The 16,262-nt window shown below is 71.4% G+C and carries 11 protein-coding genes; 3 read left to right on the top strand and 8 right to left on the bottom strand.

Going from position 1 to position 16,262, the window contains the following annotated elements; genetic code table 11:
* Positions 1-2 precede the first annotated feature (2 nt).
* From CRM89_RS16915 to CRM89_RS16885, 7 genes are all read right to left on the bottom strand, one after another.
* Positions 3-563 carry a TerD family protein gene (locus CRM89_RS16915; protein WP_228795684.1) on the bottom strand — a complete coding sequence of 187 codons (561 nt, stop codon included), beginning with the start codon at positions 561-563 and terminating at the stop codon, positions 3-5.
* 303 nt (positions 564-866) lie between these two features.
* Complete coding sequence (locus CRM89_RS16910) at positions 867-4,763, bottom strand: multifunctional oxoglutarate decarboxylase/oxoglutarate dehydrogenase thiamine pyrophosphate-binding subunit/dihydrolipoyllysine-residue succinyltransferase subunit (protein WP_172964532.1); 3,897 nt, start codon at positions 4,761-4,763, stop codon at positions 867-869.
* Positions 4,764-4,965: 202 nt separating this feature from the next.
* Positions 4,966-8,616 carry an ABC transporter ATP-binding protein gene (locus tag CRM89_RS16905; RefSeq protein WP_098084951.1) on the bottom strand — a complete coding sequence of 1,217 codons (3,651 nt, stop codon included), beginning with the start codon at positions 8,614-8,616 and terminating at the stop codon, positions 4,966-4,968.
* A 75-nt stretch (positions 8,617-8,691) separates the two neighbouring features.
* Positions 8,692-9,471, bottom strand: coding sequence for an ABC transporter permease (locus tag CRM89_RS16900; RefSeq protein ID WP_086842115.1), 780 nt, complete (start codon positions 9,469-9,471; stop codon positions 8,692-8,694).
* Positions 9,468-10,412 (bottom strand): ABC transporter ATP-binding protein, encoded by a 945-nt coding sequence (locus CRM89_RS16895; RefSeq protein WP_086842117.1) that lies wholly within the window; start codon positions 10,410-10,412, stop codon positions 9,468-9,470. The genes CRM89_RS16900 and CRM89_RS16895 overlap by 4 nt, the downstream gene beginning before the upstream one ends.
* Positions 10,409-11,131: a hypothetical protein gene (locus CRM89_RS16890; RefSeq protein WP_011211226.1), complete on the bottom strand. Its 723-nt coding sequence runs from the start codon at positions 11,129-11,131 to the stop codon at positions 10,409-10,411. The genes CRM89_RS16895 and CRM89_RS16890 overlap by 4 nt, the downstream gene beginning before the upstream one ends.
* Before the next feature lie 136 nt (positions 11,132-11,267).
* A complete protein-coding gene (locus CRM89_RS16885) occupies positions 11,268-12,224 on the bottom strand; it encodes a glutathione S-transferase family protein (RefSeq protein ID WP_229435084.1) in 957 nt (318 codons plus the stop codon).
* Positions 12,225-12,439: 215 nt separating this feature from the next.
* On the opposite strand from CRM89_RS16885, the gene CRM89_RS16880 reads away from it, so the two are divergent.
* Positions 12,440-13,234, top strand: a complete 795-nt coding sequence (locus CRM89_RS16880; protein WP_086842121.1) for an enoyl-CoA hydratase/isomerase family protein — start codon at positions 12,440-12,442, stop codon at positions 13,232-13,234.
* A gap of 102 nt (positions 13,235-13,336) precedes the next feature.
* Positions 13,337-14,599 carry a class I adenylate-forming enzyme family protein gene (locus tag CRM89_RS16875; RefSeq protein WP_086842123.1) on the top strand — a complete coding sequence of 421 codons (1,263 nt, stop codon included), beginning with the start codon at positions 13,337-13,339 and terminating at the stop codon, positions 14,597-14,599.
* A gap of 3 nt (positions 14,600-14,602) precedes the next feature.
* Here CRM89_RS16875 and CRM89_RS16870 read toward each other — a convergent pair whose 3' ends face one another.
* On the bottom strand, positions 14,603-15,349 hold the full coding sequence (locus CRM89_RS16870; protein WP_098084945.1) for a tyrosine-protein phosphatase: 747 nt from the start codon (positions 15,347-15,349) through the stop codon (positions 14,603-14,605).
* Between the two features lie 404 nt (positions 15,350-15,753).
* Between CRM89_RS16870 and CRM89_RS16865 the strand changes: the two genes are divergently transcribed.
* Positions 15,754-16,233, top strand: a complete 480-nt coding sequence (locus CRM89_RS16865) for a TetR family transcriptional regulator (protein ID WP_228795679.1) — start codon at positions 15,754-15,756, stop codon at positions 16,231-16,233.
* The last annotated feature ends 29 nt before the right edge of the window (positions 16,234-16,262 follow it).

The raw sequence follows: 16,262 nt of genomic DNA, 5'->3' as shown, positions 1-16,262 counted from the left end.
GCTCAGTGCAGGTGGGCGGCCAGGTGCGGGACGGCTTCGGCCGGGTGTTCGGCGTCGATCGCGGCGGCGATTTCGTGGTAGGCCCAACCGGTTTCGGTGCGGTCGAGGGTGCCCACCAGGAAACCGTGCGCTGGATCTCCCAGGACGTAGTGGGCGAATTCGGTGCCGGTCTCGCCGTTCACCAAGCGGCAGAAGGAGTTTCGTACCTCATCCAGGGTCTGGCCGGTGTAGGAGGTCACCAGGAGCACCACCGTGGTCACCGCGGGGGCGATGCGGGTGAGGTCGAGGGTGATGATCTCGTTGTCCCCGTCGCCCTCACCGTTGGTGCTGTCGCCGAGCAGGCGCACCGCACCGTCCTGGGAGGACAACTGTTCGTGGTACACCACATCCGCCAGCGCGTCCCCCGCGAACAGCAACGCCGCGGCGTTGAGATCGATCTCGCGTCGCCCGCGCAACCAGCGGCTCCGGTCGGCCGGGTCCCACCCCAGCCCCATCGTCACGAACGACAACCCCGTCTCGGACACCCGCACCCTCTCGCCGAACCACGCGACGCCGGTGGGCATCGCGCCACCCACGCTATACCGGTCCAGGGGCAGCCGTCCGGCTTCGTCCACAGGTCGACCACCGTCGGTCTTCCGTAGCCTCAGGGGTTCAGCTCTGCTGCGGTGCCTGTCCCCGGCGGAAGCGCGACTGCTCGAGCTTCGCGCGTCGAATGGTTGCGCGCTGAACCGCGCCTCATCCGCCATCACGCGCACGAGGATTCCGGCCCCCGCGGTCTCGATCTCCAACCTGCCCGAGGACCCCGCCGACGGCGCGGGGCCGGGCAGCGTGCGTGCTGCCCGGCCCCGGCGCGTCGCGATGCGGAATTAGCTGGTCGGCTCGAAGGCTTCGGCGATGATCTCCGCCTGCTCGACGGCGTGCACCTTCGACGAACCCGAGGACGGGGCCGACATGGCGCGGCGGGAGATGCGGCGCAGCTTGCCCAGGCGGTCGGGGAGCATCTCGGGCAGGTTGAGGCCGAAGAACGGCCAGGCGCCCTGGTTGGCGGGCTCCTCCTGGACCCAGGCGATGTCGGTCGCGTTCGGGTAGCCGCCCAGCGCCTCGTTGATGCGGAACTTCGGCACCGGGTAGAGCTGCTCGACGCGCACGATCGCCACGTCCTCGCGCTTCTGCTTGGCCTTCTCCGCGGCCAGCTCGTAGTAGAGCTTGCCGCTGGTCAGCAGGATGCGCTTGACCTTGCTGCGGTCGCCGATGCCCTGCTCGTAGGCGGGCTCGTCGAACACCGACCGGAACTTGGACTCGGTGAAGTCCTTCAGATCCGAGACCACGGCCTTGTTGCGCAGCATCGACTTCGGGGTGAAGACGATGAGCGGACGGCGGATGCCGTCGAGCGCGTGCCGGCGCAGCAGGTGGAAGTAGTTGGCCGGGGTGGACGGCACCGCGACCGTCATCGACCCCTCCGCGCACAGCTGCAGGAAGCGTTCGATGCGACCGGAGGTGTGGTCCGGGCCCTGCCCCTCGTGGCCGTGCGGCAGCAGCAGCACGACGTCGGAGAGCTGGCCCCACTTGGCCTCACCGGAGGAGATGAACTCGTCGATGATCGACTGCGCGCCGTTGACGAAGTCGCCGAACTGCGCCTCCCACAGCACCAGCGCATCCGGGTTGCCCAGCGAGTAGCCGTACTCGAAACCGACGGCGGCGAACTCGCTCAGCGCCGAGTCGTGCACGGCGAACCAGCCCGGGTTGGCGCTGCCGATGTTGTGCAGCGGGGTGTACTCCGCGGCGGTCTTGCGGTCGATGATCACCGCGTGCCGCTGGGTGAACGTGCCACGACGGGAGTCCTGGCCGGTCAGGCGCACGGCCCGGCCCTCGTCGATGAGCGTGCCGAAGGCGAGCAGCTCGGCGAAGGCCCAGTCGATCTTGCCCTCGTAGGCCATCTCGCGGCGCTTCTCCAGCACCGGCTTCACGCGCGGGTGCACGTTGAAGCCCTCGGGCACGTTGATGAACGCGTCACCGATGCGCTGCAGCACCGACTTGTCCACCGCGGTGTGCACGGTGCCGGGCACCCGCTGGTCGTCTTCGACCGATTCGCTCGGGCCCGGTGGGTATTTCTCCAGTTCGCGGACTTCGTTGAACACCCGTTCCAGCTGGCCCTGGTAGTCGCGCAGCGCGTCCTCGGCCTCCTTGAGCGAGATGTCGCCGCGGCCGATCAGGCTCTCGGTGTAGCTCTTGCGCACCGAGCGCTTGGTGTCGATGACGTCGTACATGTACGGCTGGGTCATCGACGGGTCGTCGCCCTCGTTGTGCCCGCGGCGGCGGTAGCAGATGAGGTCGATGACCACGTCCTTGCGGAACTTCTGCCGGAAGTCGACCGCCAGGCGCGCGACCCAGTCGCACGCCTCCGGGTCGTCGCCGTTGACGTGGAAGATCGGCGCGCCGATGAACTTCGCGATGTCGGTGGAGTACTCGGTGGAGCGGCTGTTCTCCGGGGCGGTGGTGAAGCCGATCTGGTTGTTCACCACGATGTGGATGGTGCCGCCGGTGCGGTATCCGCGCAGGCCGGAGAGGTTCAGCGTCTCGGCGACCACGCCCTGACCGGCGAACGCGGCGTCACCGTGCAGCATCAGCGGCACGACCGAGAAGCCCTCGGGGCCGTCGCCCTTGTCCAGCAGATCCTGCTTGGCGCGCACCAGGCCCTCGAGCACCGGGTCGACCGCCTCGAGGTGCGAGGGGTTGGCGGTCAGCGAGACCTTGATCTCGTTGTCGCCGAACATCTGCAGGTAGTTGCCCTCGGCGCCGAGGTGGTACTTCACGTCGCCCGAGCCGTGCGTGGCGGCCGGGTTCATGTTGCCCTCGAACTCGGTGAAGATCTTCGAGTAGGGCTTGCCGACGATGTTGGCCAGCACGTTGAGCCGGCCGCGGTGCGGCATGCCGATGACGACCTCGTCGAGGGCGTGCTCGGCGCACTGGTCGATGACGGCGTCCATCATCGGGATGACCGACTCGGCGCCCTCCAGCGAGAAACGCTTCTGGCCGACGTACTTGGTCTGCAGGAAGGTCTCGAACGCCTCGGCGGCGTTGAGCCGGTTCAGGATGTACTTCTGCTGTGCGACGGTCGGCTTGACGTGCTTCTGCTCGACGCGCTCCTGGATCCACTGCAGCTGCTCGGGATCGAGGATGTGCATGTACTCCACGCCGACGTGGCGGCAGTACGCGTCGCGCAGCACCGAGAGCACGTCGCGCAGCTTCATGCGCTCCTGGCCGTGGAAGCCGCCCACGTTGAACTCGCGGTCGAGGTCCCACAGGGTCAGCCCGTGCTGGGTGACGTCGAGGTCGGGGTGGCTGCGGAACTTGTCCTTGACCAGGTGCAGCGGGTCGGTGTCGGCCATCAGGTGACCGCGGTTGCGGTAGGCCGAGATCATCTCGAGCACGCGGGTGCTCTTGTCGACGCCGCGCTCCTTGATGTCCTTGCGCCAGCGCACCGGCTCGTAGGGCACCCCGAGGCCGTGGAAGATCTCGTCGTAGAACTCGTCGGAGATCAGCAGCTGGTGGATGGTGCGCAGGAAGTCGCCGGACTCCGCGCCCTGGATGATGCGGTGGTCGTAGGTCGAGGTCAGCGTCATGAGCTTGCCGACGCCGATGTCGGCGATCCGTTCATCGCTCATGCCCTGGAATTCGGCCGGGTACTCCATCGCGCCCGCACCGATGATGGCGCCCTGGCCGGGCATCAGCCGCGGCACCGAGTGCACGGTGCCGATGGTGCCCGGGTTGGTGAGCGAGATGGTGACGCCGGAGAAGTCCTCGGTGGTGAGCTTGCCCTCGCGCGCCCGCCGCACGATGTCCTCGTAGGCGGAGTGGAACTGGGCGAAGGTCATCTCCTCGGCGCCCTTGATGGCGGCCACGACCAGCGAGCGGCTGCCGTCCTTGCCGGGCAGGTCGATGGCCAGGCCCAGGTTGGTGTGCGCGGGGGTGACCGCGTGCGGCTTGCCGTCGATCTCGGCGAAGTGGCGGTTCATGTTCGGGAACGCCTTGACCGCCTGCACGATGGCGTAGCCGAGCAGGTGGGTGAAGGAGATCTTGCCGCCGCGGGTGCGGGCCAGGTGGTTGTTGATGACCAGGCGGTTGTCGATCATCAGCTTGGCCGGGATGGCACGCACCGAGGTGGCGGTGGGGATGCTCAGCGAGGCCGACATGTTCTTCGCGACCGCCGCGGCGGCGCCGCGCAGCACCTTCGACTCGTCGGCGGCCTCGGCGGACTTGGGTCCGCCGGAGGTCGGCGCGGCGTTGGAGGTCGGCGCGGGGGTGGTCTGCGGCGTGCGCGCGGTGCCCTTGGCGGCGGTGGCCTTCGGGGCGGCGGCCTTGCTCTCGGTGGCCTTGCTCTCGGTGGCCTTCGGGGCGGCCTGCTGCGGCTTGGCGGCGGGCTGCTGCGGCTTGGCGGCGGGCTGCTGCGGCTTGGCGGCGGGCTGCTGGGGCTTGGCGGTGGACTGCGCGGGAGCGGCCTGCTGCGAGGCGGGAGCCGACGGGGCGGCCGCGGGTCGCGCGGGGGCCTGGCCGGGCGGAGAGGCGGTCGTCGGCGCGGGCGGCTGCTGCCCGTTGTCGCTGGCGTCGGTGGTGGTGTCAGGGGTGTAGTCGGCGAGGAATTCGTGCCAACTTTCGTCGACCGAAGATGGATCTTGCTTGAACTTCTGATACATCTCGTCGACCAGCCACTGGTTCTGACCGAACTGGGAAGTTGAGCTGCTCACAGCAGGTGTTCGCCTCATTTCGTTCTTCGCGCTGCGACGTTTGTGACGTGCCCGGCACGGGGATCGGCGGATGCGCGCCGATGCGCCCTCTGTCGAGGATATGCCCAGCAGCAAATCGGCGGTGTCACCACCACCCGCCGGAAACCGAACCCGTGTGTGTTCGACCCGTCCGGCATCGACCTTATTCCCTCCGCGCCGCGGTGTGTCGTCCGCCTCACCCTTACGCGGACGGCTCGCCGACCACCGTCGCGGACCCGGCCGACCACAGTCGCGCGTAGGTTCCGCCACCGGCCAGCAACTGCTCGTGGGTGCCGTGCTCGACGATGCGGCCACGCTCCACCACGGCGATGGCGTCGGCGCGGGCGGCGGTGGCCAATCGGTGCGCGACCACCACCGTGGTGCGGCCCCGCGCCACCGACGCGCTCGCCACCAGCACCGACGCCTCGGTCTCCGGATCCAGCGTGGCGGTGGCCTCGTCGAGCAGCAGCAGATCCGGGCGCACCAGCTCGGCCCTGGCCAGCGCGATGAGCTGACGTTGCCCGGCCGACAGGCCGCGCCCGCGTTCGCCCACCGGCTGCCGCAGCCCCTGCGGCAACGACTCGATCATCTCGGTCGCGCCGACCGCCGCGACCGCCGCGGCGATCTCGTCCTCGCTCGCGGACGGTTTCCCGAAAGCGATGTTGCTCGCCACGTCGCCGGTGAACAGGTGAGCTTCCTGCGGCACGATGCCCAGCCGGGCGCGGTAGTCGCGCAGCCGGTAGTCGCGCAGGTCCACCCCGTCCACCGCGATACGCCCACCGCCGGGGTCGCGCGGCAGGTCGTAGAGGCGGGCCAGCAGCTTGACGATGGTGGACTTGCCCGCGCCGGTCGGGCCCACCAGGGCGAGCGTGGAACCGGGCGGGATGTCGAGCGCGACGTCGTCCAGCGCGGGGGTGTCGGTGCCCGGATAGCGGAACCGCACGTGATCGACCGCGACCTGACCGCGCAGGCCGTCGGTGATCGGGACGGCGTCGGGCGGGTCGGCGGCGATCGACGACGGGGTCCGCAGCAGGTCGCCGATGCGGCGCAAACCGACCCGGGCCTGCTGGTAGCCGTCGAAGACCTGGGAGAGCTGGGTGATCGGGCCGAACAGCAGTTCGAGGTAGAGCACGAACGCCACCAGCGTGCCCGCCGTCGTCGCGCCGGTGGCCACCTCGCGGGCGCCGACGAACACCACCGCGGCCAGCGCCAGATCCGCCCAGGCCACCACGAACGCAAAGTACAGCGCGATCGCCCGCTGCGCCCGCATCCGGGAGTTGCGGTAGCGCCGGGAGTACTCGGCGAACCGGCGGGCCGCGACCGGCTCGTGCCGGTTGGCCTGCACGGCCCGCAGACCGGTGACGTTCTCCTGGAAGTCGGCGTTCACCGCGGACACGTGCTCGCGCGAGATCGAGTACGCGGTGGAGGAGACCCGGCGGAACAGCACCGTCGCCAGGATCAGCGGCGGCACGGCGGCCAGCACCACCAGCGCCAGCGAGAAGTCGATCACCAGCAGCGCCACCGCGATGCCGACCACCGTCAGCAGCCCGATCAGGGTGGTGGCGACACCGGTCTGCAGGAAGCTCGACAGCGCGTCGACGTCGGTGGTCATCCTGGTCATGATCCGGCCGGACAGTTCCCGCTCGTAGTAGTCGAGCCCGAGCCGTTGCAGATGCGCGTAGCTGCGCACCCGCAGGCCGTAGAGCACCCGCTCGCCGGTGCGGGCGGTGAGCACGATGGTGACCGCGCCGACCAGCAGCCCGGCGCCCACCAGCAGCGTGCCGAGGACCGCGGCGCGCACCAGGGCGCCGGAGTCACCGGTGCCCACACCGGTGTCGATGGCATAGCGCACCAGCGGCGGGAAGGCGACACCGAGCACGGCGTCGAGGGCCAGCAGCGCGACGACGGCGCCGACGAGTGCCCGCACCGGGCGCAGCAGCCGGGCCAGGCGGAAGCCGGGATCGGGGGTGCGCAGGCGCGCGTCGTCGAGGCCGGGCGCCTCGGTGGCGGGCGGGAGCTTCTCGATGGTGCGGCGCAGCTCCGGCGTCTCGGCGATGTCGGCGGCCGCGGCCCGCCCGAAGCCACCGCCCGGTTTCCCGACCGTCTTGCGCAACGGCACCGGTCCGGCCGGGTCGGGGGCGGGCAGCGCGCGCGGCGCGGCGGGCAGCCGGATCACCCGGTCGGCGTGCGCCAGCGTCGACTCGCGGTGCGCCAGGATGATCGTGGTGCGCCCGCCCCGGTCGGGCAGGGTGTCGAAGATGGCCGCCTCGGTCACCGCGTCCACCGCGGAGGTGGCGTCGTCGAGCACGAGGATGCGCGGGCGGGCCAGCAGCACCCTGGCCAGGGCGATGCGCTGGCGCTGACCGCCGGACAGGGTGAGACCGCGCTCGCCGACCACGGTGTCGTAGCCGTCGGGCAGTTCGCCGATGAACTCGTCGGCGGCGGCGAGCTCGGCGGCCTGCCTGATCTCGCTGTCGGTGGCGTCGGGTCGGCCGAGCGCGATGTTGGCGGCGATGGTGTCGGAGAACAGGAACGGGTCGTCGAAGACCACGCCGACCGCGGCGCGCAGGTCGGCGGCGCGCACGTCGGCCAGGTCCACGCGCTGGGTGCCGTCCGCGCCGACGAGCCGGATGTGGCCGGCGTCGGGGGCGTAGAAGCGCGGCAGCAGCAGCGACAGCGTGGTCTTGCCGGACCCGGCGGGCCCGATGATCGCGACCGTCTCGCCGGGGCGCACGGTGAGGTCGAAGTCGCGCAGGATCGGCCGGTCCGGCTCGAAGCCGAAGCTCAGCCCCTCGATCTCGACGCCGAGCGGGCCCGCCGGCAACGGGACGGGTTCGGGCGGGTCGGTGAGCACCGGGGCGGTGTCGATCACCTGGTAGACGCGCTCGGCGGCGGCCCTGGTCAGCTGGGCCAGGATCACCACCGAGGACATCGCGCGCGCCGCCGAGGTCATCGTCGCGACATAGGCGGCGAAGGCGAGGAAGGTGCCGACGCCGATCGTGCCGTGCAGTGCCAGCCAACCGCCGAAGGCGATCACCGCGACCAGTCCGGCCTGCGGGACGGCCGCCACCACCGGCGCGAACCGCGAATCGATCCGGGCCGCGCGCATCCGTTCGGCGTACAGCCGGCGCGCGTGCCGTTCGAGCACGTCGACCATCCTGGCTTCCTGCCCGAAGCCCTTCACCACCCGCACGCCGGTCACCGTCTCCTCGACGTGCTGGGCCAGATCGGCGGCGCGCTGCTGCGCCGACCAGGTGGCCGCGAACAACCGCGGCCGCATCCGGTACACCACCGCCGCGATGCCGGGCACCACCAGCAGCGCCGCCACCGCCAGCGGCGGCGAGAGCCACAGCATCACCGCGGCGGCGAGCACGAATTGCAGCAGCGCCATGCCGGAGAGCGGCACCATCGCCAGCAGGCCCTGCACCAGTTGCAGGTCGGTGATCGACCGCGACACCACCTGACCGGTGCGCAGCGCGTCCTGCCCGGCGCCGTCGAGCCGTTGCAGCGCGCCGAGCACCCGCACCCGCAGGCCGTGTTGCACGTCGAGGGAGAGCCGCCCGGCCAGCAACCGGCGGCCGAAGGCGGCGACGAACCGGCCCGCGGCCAGCACCGCCAGCAGCAGCGCGACCGTGCCGATGACGCCGGTGTCGCCGACACCGGCCGCGTCCAGGGCGCGTTTGGTGAGCAGCGGCGCGCTCACCTCCACCAGCGCGCCGGCCAGGATGGCGCCGCCGATGCCCGCGAGCGTGCCGGGATGGCGCAGGCATTCGGCCCACAGCCGCCTGATCCAGCCCGCCGTACGCCGCCCGCTCACGCTCTCACCGTCCCGTTCCACACACAACCACCGCATCCGACGGTAATCATGTCCGCCGACAGGTCGGCTGTTCCCCCGGCCACACCGGGGCGAGACGGTCGGGGGTGGCGGTCAGAGATCGCGTTCGCGTAGGCGCCACCAGCCCGCCGCGCCGACGGCGATGGTCCACAGCAGCAGCACCACGAGCGCGGCGGGGGTGGGTGCGAACAGTCCGCTGTCGTCGAAGGAGCCGACGAACACGGTGCCGACGGTGGCCGAGCCGGGCAGCAGCACCGCGAGGCCACCGATGCCCATGCCCTCGGCCACCAGCCACACCAGCGGCTCGAACACCAGCAGCCAGCCCAGCAGCAGCGCCACCGCACCGGTGGATTGGCGCAGCAGCACGCCGAGCCCCACCCCGATCAGCGCCCAGCACACCGCGGCGAACAACCCGGCCCCGAACACCGCGACCAGGCGCGCGCCGAACTCGAACTTCCCGCGCCCGAAACCGAACAGGCAGGCGACGGCGACGAGTTCGGTCAGCAGCGCCACCGCCAGCGCGGCGACGCCCGCGACGAGCAGTTTCGCGGCCATCAGCCGATCCCGGTCGGCGATGAACACCGCAGTCAGCGGTATCGAGCCGTACCGGAACTCACCGCCCGCGGTGGCCGCGCCGAACGCGCCCGCGCCCAGCACGGTGGCCAGGATCGCCAGGTAGAGGCCGAGGGTGGCGGCACCGGTGACCGGCTGGCCGCGCGGGTCGAGCGGCCCGGCCATGCCCGCGGTGACCGCGCTCGCGACGAGCCCGACAGCGGGCAGCAGCGCGGCCAGCAGCAGGCACCAGCGCAGCGTGGCGACCTTGCGGACCTCGGAGGTGACGGGTGGGATCAGGTCCGTGGGCAGCGGCGTCATCGCGGGATTCCGTAGGGCGTGGGCTGGGGCGGGGGTGGTACGAACGTGCTCGGGGCCGGGGGCCGCACCCGCGGTCTGGTGAGCGAGGCGAGCACCCGGTCCGGGTGGATCGGGTCGGCGACGATGCTGTCGATGCGGACCCCCGCGGCGCGCGCGGCGTCGCGGATCTGCGCCTCGGTGGCCTCGGCGACGGCGAGCCGCCCGTCGGGCCGGATCACCGCGTCGGTGTGGCCGCGCGCGGCCAGTGCCGTCGCCAGCGCGACCGGCACCCCGGCCGCCACGACCAGCCGGTCGGGGTTGCTGCGCCGCAGCGCGGCGGGCGTGCCCTGGTACACCGCTGAGCCCTCGCTGAGCACCACCAGCTGATCGGCCGTCGCCACCACCGCCGCCAGGCTCGCGCCGGTAACCACCGCGCTGCCGCCGCGGCGGGCGTGCCTGCGCAGGAAGTCGTGCAGCCAGCCCCGCTCGGTGTGGTCGAGCCCATCGGTCGGGTCGTCGAGCAGCAGCACCCGCGGATCGGTCAGCAGCGCGGTGGCCAGCGCCAGCCGGGTCTGCCGGCCGGGGGAGAGGTCACCGGCGCGCACCCGGGCCACGTCGCTCAGCCCCACGGTCTCGAGCACGTCGGCGACCCGGTCGCGCCCGACGCCCGCCGCGGCGGCGTAGACCGCCAGATGCTCGCGTGCCGCCCGGCCCGGATGCAGTCCCCGCGGGGTGAGCACCGCGCCGACCGAGCCTGCCCCGTGCACCGTGGCCGTCCCCCCGGTCGGTTCGACGAGACCGAGCAGCACCCGCAACACCGTGGTCTTCCCGGAACCGGCCGGTCCGACCAGTGCGGTGACGGTACCCGGGGCGACGGTGAAGCTGACGTCCTCGACACCGATCCCGCTCTCGTAGCGTTTGGCTAGCGCGCGGACGGTGATCGCGGGCGGCTTCGCCGTCATCGCGGCGGACCCGGCTTCGTCGGATCGATCGCGGGCAGCGGGTCGGCCTCGATCACGCGTGGCCGGTGCGCGGGCCAGGTGGCGGGCGGCGGGCCGAAGGCCTTGCGGGCGTTGTCCACGGTGGTGCGGCCCAGGGCCCGGTTGCCGACACCGCCGATCACCGCGCCGATGCCCATCGGGATCACCTTGCCCGCCATCAGCGCCATGCGCTTGGTGAGGAACCGGACGACGAAGCGCTTCATCAGCGAGTCGTTCATCCCCGACAGGCCGGGGATCCGGTTGGCCATCAGCGTGCCCCAGTTCTGCGCGGACCGCCCGACCGAGCGCTCCACGATCTGCATGCCACTGTCGCCGAGCACCACCGCGAGCACCAGTGCGCGGCGCTGTTCCTTGGCCTCGGGGGCGATGCCGTGCACGGCGGCCACCGCCAGCGTGTAGAGCGCGCTGGCCTCCAGGAAGAACGCGGTCTCGGCGGTGATGGTGGCCAGCGAGGCCACCGTGCCGACGCCGGGCATGGCCGCGGTCGCGCCCGCCGCGGTGCCGCTGCCGGTGACCGCGAGCAGGAACTGCCGCTCGATGCGGTCGATGATCTGGGCCGGGGACTCCTCGGGGTGCGCGCGACGGATGCGCTCGATGTACTTGTCCACCGCCGGGCCCTGCAGCTTGGCACCGTTCTCCAGCAAGCTGATCACGGTCTTCTCGAACGCGCCGTGCTTCATGACACCCCTTCGTCTCGGCCTCGGCTGAACTCGGCCTCGGCTGAACTCTATGGCACCGAACACGCGTCGGCCCAACACGGCAACGAACCGTGCCGCGGGCCGGGTTCCCGGGTCCGGCGACGACGAAACAGCCGCCTCAGGCGGGCGCAGGCAGCGCCGGGACGCGCTCGTCCGGTTTGGGCGGGGGCGGCGGTGTGCCGTCGCCGAAGGGCCTGCCGCCCAACGCTTCCCGGCCATGCGGGGTGAGCCAGCCGGACAGATCCGGGCCCTTGGGCACCACCCTGGTCGGGTTGATGTCGGCGTGCACCACGTAGTAGTGCGTCTTGATCTGATCGAAGTCGATCGTGTCGCCGAAGCCGGGGGTCTGGAACAGGTCGCGCGCGTAGGCCCACAGCACCGGCATCTCGCTCAGCTTCTGCCGGTTGCACTTGAAGTGGCCGTGGTACACCGGGTCGAACCGGACCAGGGTGGTGAACAGCCGCACGTCGGCCTCGGTGATGGTGTCACCGACCAGGTAGCGCTGGTCCGCCAGCCGCTCCGACAGCCAGTCCAGCCGGGCGAAGAGCCGGTCGTAGGCCCGCTCGTAGGCGTCCTGCGCCCCGGCGAAGCCGCAGCGGTACACGCCGTTGTTCACGTCGCGGAAGATGACGTCGGCGACCTCGTCGATCTCCGCGCGCAGCCGCTCCGGATAGAGGTCGGGGGCGCCGGGTCGGTGGTAGGCCGTCCACTCGGTCGAGAAGTCCAGGGTGATCTGCGCGTAGTCGTTGGTGACCACCTGGCCGGTCGGCACGTCCACGACGGCGGGCACGGTGATGCCGCGCGGGTAGTCGGGGAAGCGGGCCAGGTAGGCATCGCGCAGCCGGGGGATGCCGAGCACCGGGTCCACGCCGCCGGGGTCGAGATCGAAGGTCCAGCTGTACTTGTCGTGGGTGGGGCCGCACAGGCCGAGGGAGAGCACGTCCTCGAGCCCGAGCAGCCTGCGCACGATCAGCGTCCGGTTGGCCCACGGGCACGCCCGCGCGGCGACCAGCCGGTATCGGCCGGGCTCGACCGGATAACCGTCACGTCCGTCGGCGGTGATCCGGGTGGTGATGTAGTTGGTGTCGCGCTTGAACTCGCCCGGCTCGACATAGGAGCCGTTCTGGGTTCCCGGCGAGCCCTGTGCTTCCGCAGAGCCCGGTGCTTCCGCAGAGCCCGGTGCTTCCGAAGAGCCCGGTGCTTCCGAAGAGCCCGGTGCCGCCGACGAGCTTCGTGTTTCCGCCTCGCTCACTCTCCCAGTGTCGCAGACGCACCGCTTAGGCTGCTGCAATGAGCGAGAACAAGGCGACCCGATTGGACCGTGAGACCACCGAGGCCGGTGCCGAGGTCGCGATCCTGACCCTGGCCAACCCGCCGCTGAACCTGTTCGACCAGGCCATGTTCGACGGCCTGGTCGCCGACATCGCGGCGCTGACCGCCGCGCCGCCGCGGGCGGTGCTGTTGCGCGCGGAGGGCAAGGTCGTCTCCGGTGGTGTCGACGTGCATGTGTTCGACGGGCTGAGCACCGAGCAGGGCGCCGCGCTGTGGCAGCGGCTGTTCGACGAGATCATCCATCCCATCGAGGCGCTGCCGTGCCCGGTGTTGTTCGCCGCGCACGGGCTCACCCTCACCGCCGCGTTCGAGATCGCGCTGGCCTGCGACATCATTCTGGCCGCGCCCAAGGCCAAGTTCGGTCTGGTGGAGACCGTGGTCGGGCTGACCCCCTCGATGGGCGGGCCGCAGCGGTTGGCCGAGCGGGCGGGCTCGGGCCGCGCGCGCGAGTTCGTGATGACCGCCGACCTCTACGACGCCGCCACGATGGCCGACTGGGGCGTGGTCAACTACGTGCACGACGATCTGGACCCGGCCGCGCGGGCGCTGGCGCACAAGCTGGCCGACGGCCCGACGCGCGCGCACGCGGCGACCAAGCAGATCATCGAGGCGTGGCGCTCCGGCGGCGTCGCGCACGCCGACGCGGTGACCCCGAAGGTCTCCGGCGTGCTGTTCGACACCGAGGACCTGCGCGGCGGCGTGCGCAGCTTCCTGGAGAACGGGCCGGGCAAGGCGACCTACACCGGCCGCTGACGGGGACCCGCCGGAGGGACACAGTCCGACAACAACACCGCGCGATTGTGATCCGCGTCATATAGTGCAGGGGCCTGCTGGCTCTAGGCACGCGGAGGACGAATGTCGCAGCAGTTGGTCGTCGAATATCCCCTCACCCGTGCGCGCCTGTGCGACAACCCGCTGGCGCGCGGCGCCGACGGCGTGCTCCGGTACGGCAACCTCACCCCGGCGCTCACCGAGCTGCTCGACCTGCAGGTGCATGCCTTCGCCGCCCGGGAAGCGGTGGTGGAGCCGGGCGGGCCCCGGCTCACCTATCGCGAGATGTGGCATTCGGCCTCGCGGATCGCCGGTGGCCTGCAGGAGCACGGCATCGGCTACGGCGACCGGGTCGCGATTCGGATGCCCGCCGGGGTGCGGTGGGTGCAGGCGTTCCTGGGCGCGCTGCTCAGCGGCGCGGTGCCGGTGCTGGTGCCCGACGGGCTCGCGCCGGGCATCGCCGAGCGCGTGATCGCCGACAGCGCGGTCGATTTCGTGCTCGGCACCGGGACCCGCCTGCCCGACGGCGCGGCGTTCATCGACGACGGCGCCGCACTGGGCGATCTCGCGGTGCTCTGCTACACCGGCGAGACCCCCGAGCCCAAGGGGGTCGAACTCACCAACGAGAACCTGCTGTCGGCGGTGCGTTCGGTGGTCGCCGCGCTGGATCTGCCCACCGACGGCGTGCGCAATCTGGTGCTGTTGCCGCTGTCGGAGGCCGGTGGCTGCGTCGACCAGTTGCTGCCCACGTTCGCCGTCGGCGGCACGGTGGTGCTCGCGCCGGACCGGGCCGGGCTCGCCCGGGCGCTCGTCGCCGAGCGGGTCGACATGGTCTCGGCCACGCCGGAGATCTTCGCGGGTTTGTTGCCCACTCTCACCGAACTGCGCGCCGACGGGGTGCGCACCGACGGTGTCCTGCGGGTCAGCAGTGCCGGTCAGCGCGCCGAACGCCGCCGCGCGCCGCGCCCGGAGCTGCCGGCCGCGCTGCGTGAGCTGTTCCCCGCCGCCCGGCACTGGTCGGTGTGGGGCGCCACCGAGACCAGTGGTATCGGTCTCGCCCTCGACGTCACCGACGCCGACCGCACCGCCACCGCCGTAGACACCGCCGCCACCGACACCGCCACCGCGACCGTGCTCGGATTCCCGTTCGGCGGAACGGAACTGGCGCTGTGCGGGCCGCGTGCCGACACCGGCTACGGGGAACTGCTGTGCCGCGGCCCGAATGTCAGCCGCCGGTACTGGAACGACCCGGAATCGACCGCCGACCGGTTCACCGGCGGCTGGTTCCACACCGGCGACCAGGTACGCATCGCCCCCGACGGGCTGGTGTACCGGGCCACCGCGTAGGCGCTACTCGAGCAGCCGTTCGCGCAGCCGTTCCCGCAGCCGCGCGTCCAGGCCCGCGGCGGCGAGGAAGCTGTCGTGGTCGCCGTGCAGTTCGCGCACCGATTCGGTGCCGATGCGCAGGTACTCCTCCCGGACGCCCAGCAGGTCGGGCGAGGGCTCGGCGCCCGGCCCCATCGTGGCGGTGAGCATGGCGCGCAGCGCGGGCACCGCCTCGTTGCTGCGCAGGTAGTCGGCGAGCACGTCCTCCTCGCTGACGCCCACCGCGCGCAGCAGCGTCGCCACCGCCCAGCCGGTGCGGTCCTTGCCAGCGGCGCAGTGCACGAGCACCGCGCCGTCGCCGCGCACGATCGACTCGGCGAGTTCGACGATGGCCGCGTTGGCCTCGGGCAGGGCGGGGAAGGCCCGGTAGACCTCGAGCATGTGGGTGAACGCGTCGGTGTCGCCGGAGTCGTGCGGCGGCGCCTCGCCCATGCGCGAGTCGAACGGGGTCACCCGCAGGCGCACGTCGGCGGGCAGGTTGTCGTGGCCGATGTGGTCGATCTCGCGCAGTCCGCGCAGGTCGTGCACATCGGTGACGCGCAGCTCGCGCAGGGTCGCGTGGCCGCGGTCGTCCAGGCCGCTGAGCTGAGCCGAGCGCAGCAGGACGCCGGGGCGGACCTTGGCGCCGTCGACCGTGCGCAGGCCGCCGGTGTCGCGGAAGTTGAACGTGCCGGAGAGGTGGAACTGGTCGGCCGGAGGCGGGGAAGTCACCGGTTCAGGCTAACGGGCGCGGGGTGTGCGCGGCGGGCCGCCGCGGTGCGCTCGATCGACCGATTTGCCCGGCTCGGATGTGCGATCCGCCACAGCCGGGCGATTTGCCGAAAGGTGTCCGTAAGGTGGATCAAGGCGTGGATCTCGGTTCGAGAGGGTCCGAAGTCGCCGCCGCCAACGGGGATTTTGCGGGGCCGTCGCAACGTCGCGGTGGAGTCCCGGTCGGGTAACAAAACAATCTTGCAGTCCGAAAGTTAGTCGCTTACCCGTTCTCAAATCCTGGAAACCCTCTACCATTGATGAACGTTGGACCGGGCAGCCTGGGGATTCCCGGACAGTCCGCCAAGTTCAGCGAGTCGCGCCGACGCAGGTGCGCGAGTTCTTTCGCCGAGGGAGAGTCGTCGTTGAGCGCACGTGGAGAAACTGTAGAGGGTCGGTTGCGGCCGACCATCTGCGAGGCGGTCGAAAAGGCGGCCGCGTCGCTCGATCACACCGGAGTGCGGGCACTGCGGGTGCTGCTTCACGCGGGCGTCTCGGCCCATTGGCCGCAGATCAAGCAGGCCCCGTACCAGCAGATCCGGGCCTACGAGTCGACGGTGAAGACGATCCGCGAGCGCTGGGAGGTCAGCTCCGAGTGCGTGCCCGACCCGGTCGCGGCCACCACCTTCCATCGCATGGATGCCGAGATCGTCACCTTCCTCGAGCTGTGCGCGGACCTGTCCGGCACCCAGTGGCTCGAGCCGGTCGACGCGATCGCCGCCTATTGCGTGTCCATGTTGCAGGGCACGATGCTGCGCTGGCTGGCCTGCTGTGACGACGAGACCACGCTGGTGGTGCTCGACGATCTGGTGAGCGGCCTGACCTCGCGCGCCGTCGAAATCTGAGCGCCGTTCAGGTCCGCCTGAGCCCGCGC

This window comes from Nocardia sp. FDAARGOS_372 (assembly GCF_002554515.1).
In the GTDB taxonomy this organism is placed as follows: Bacteria; Actinomycetota; Actinomycetes; order Mycobacteriales; family Mycobacteriaceae; genus Nocardia; species Nocardia farcinica.
This window is presented reverse-complemented; position numbering and strand designations above follow the sequence as displayed.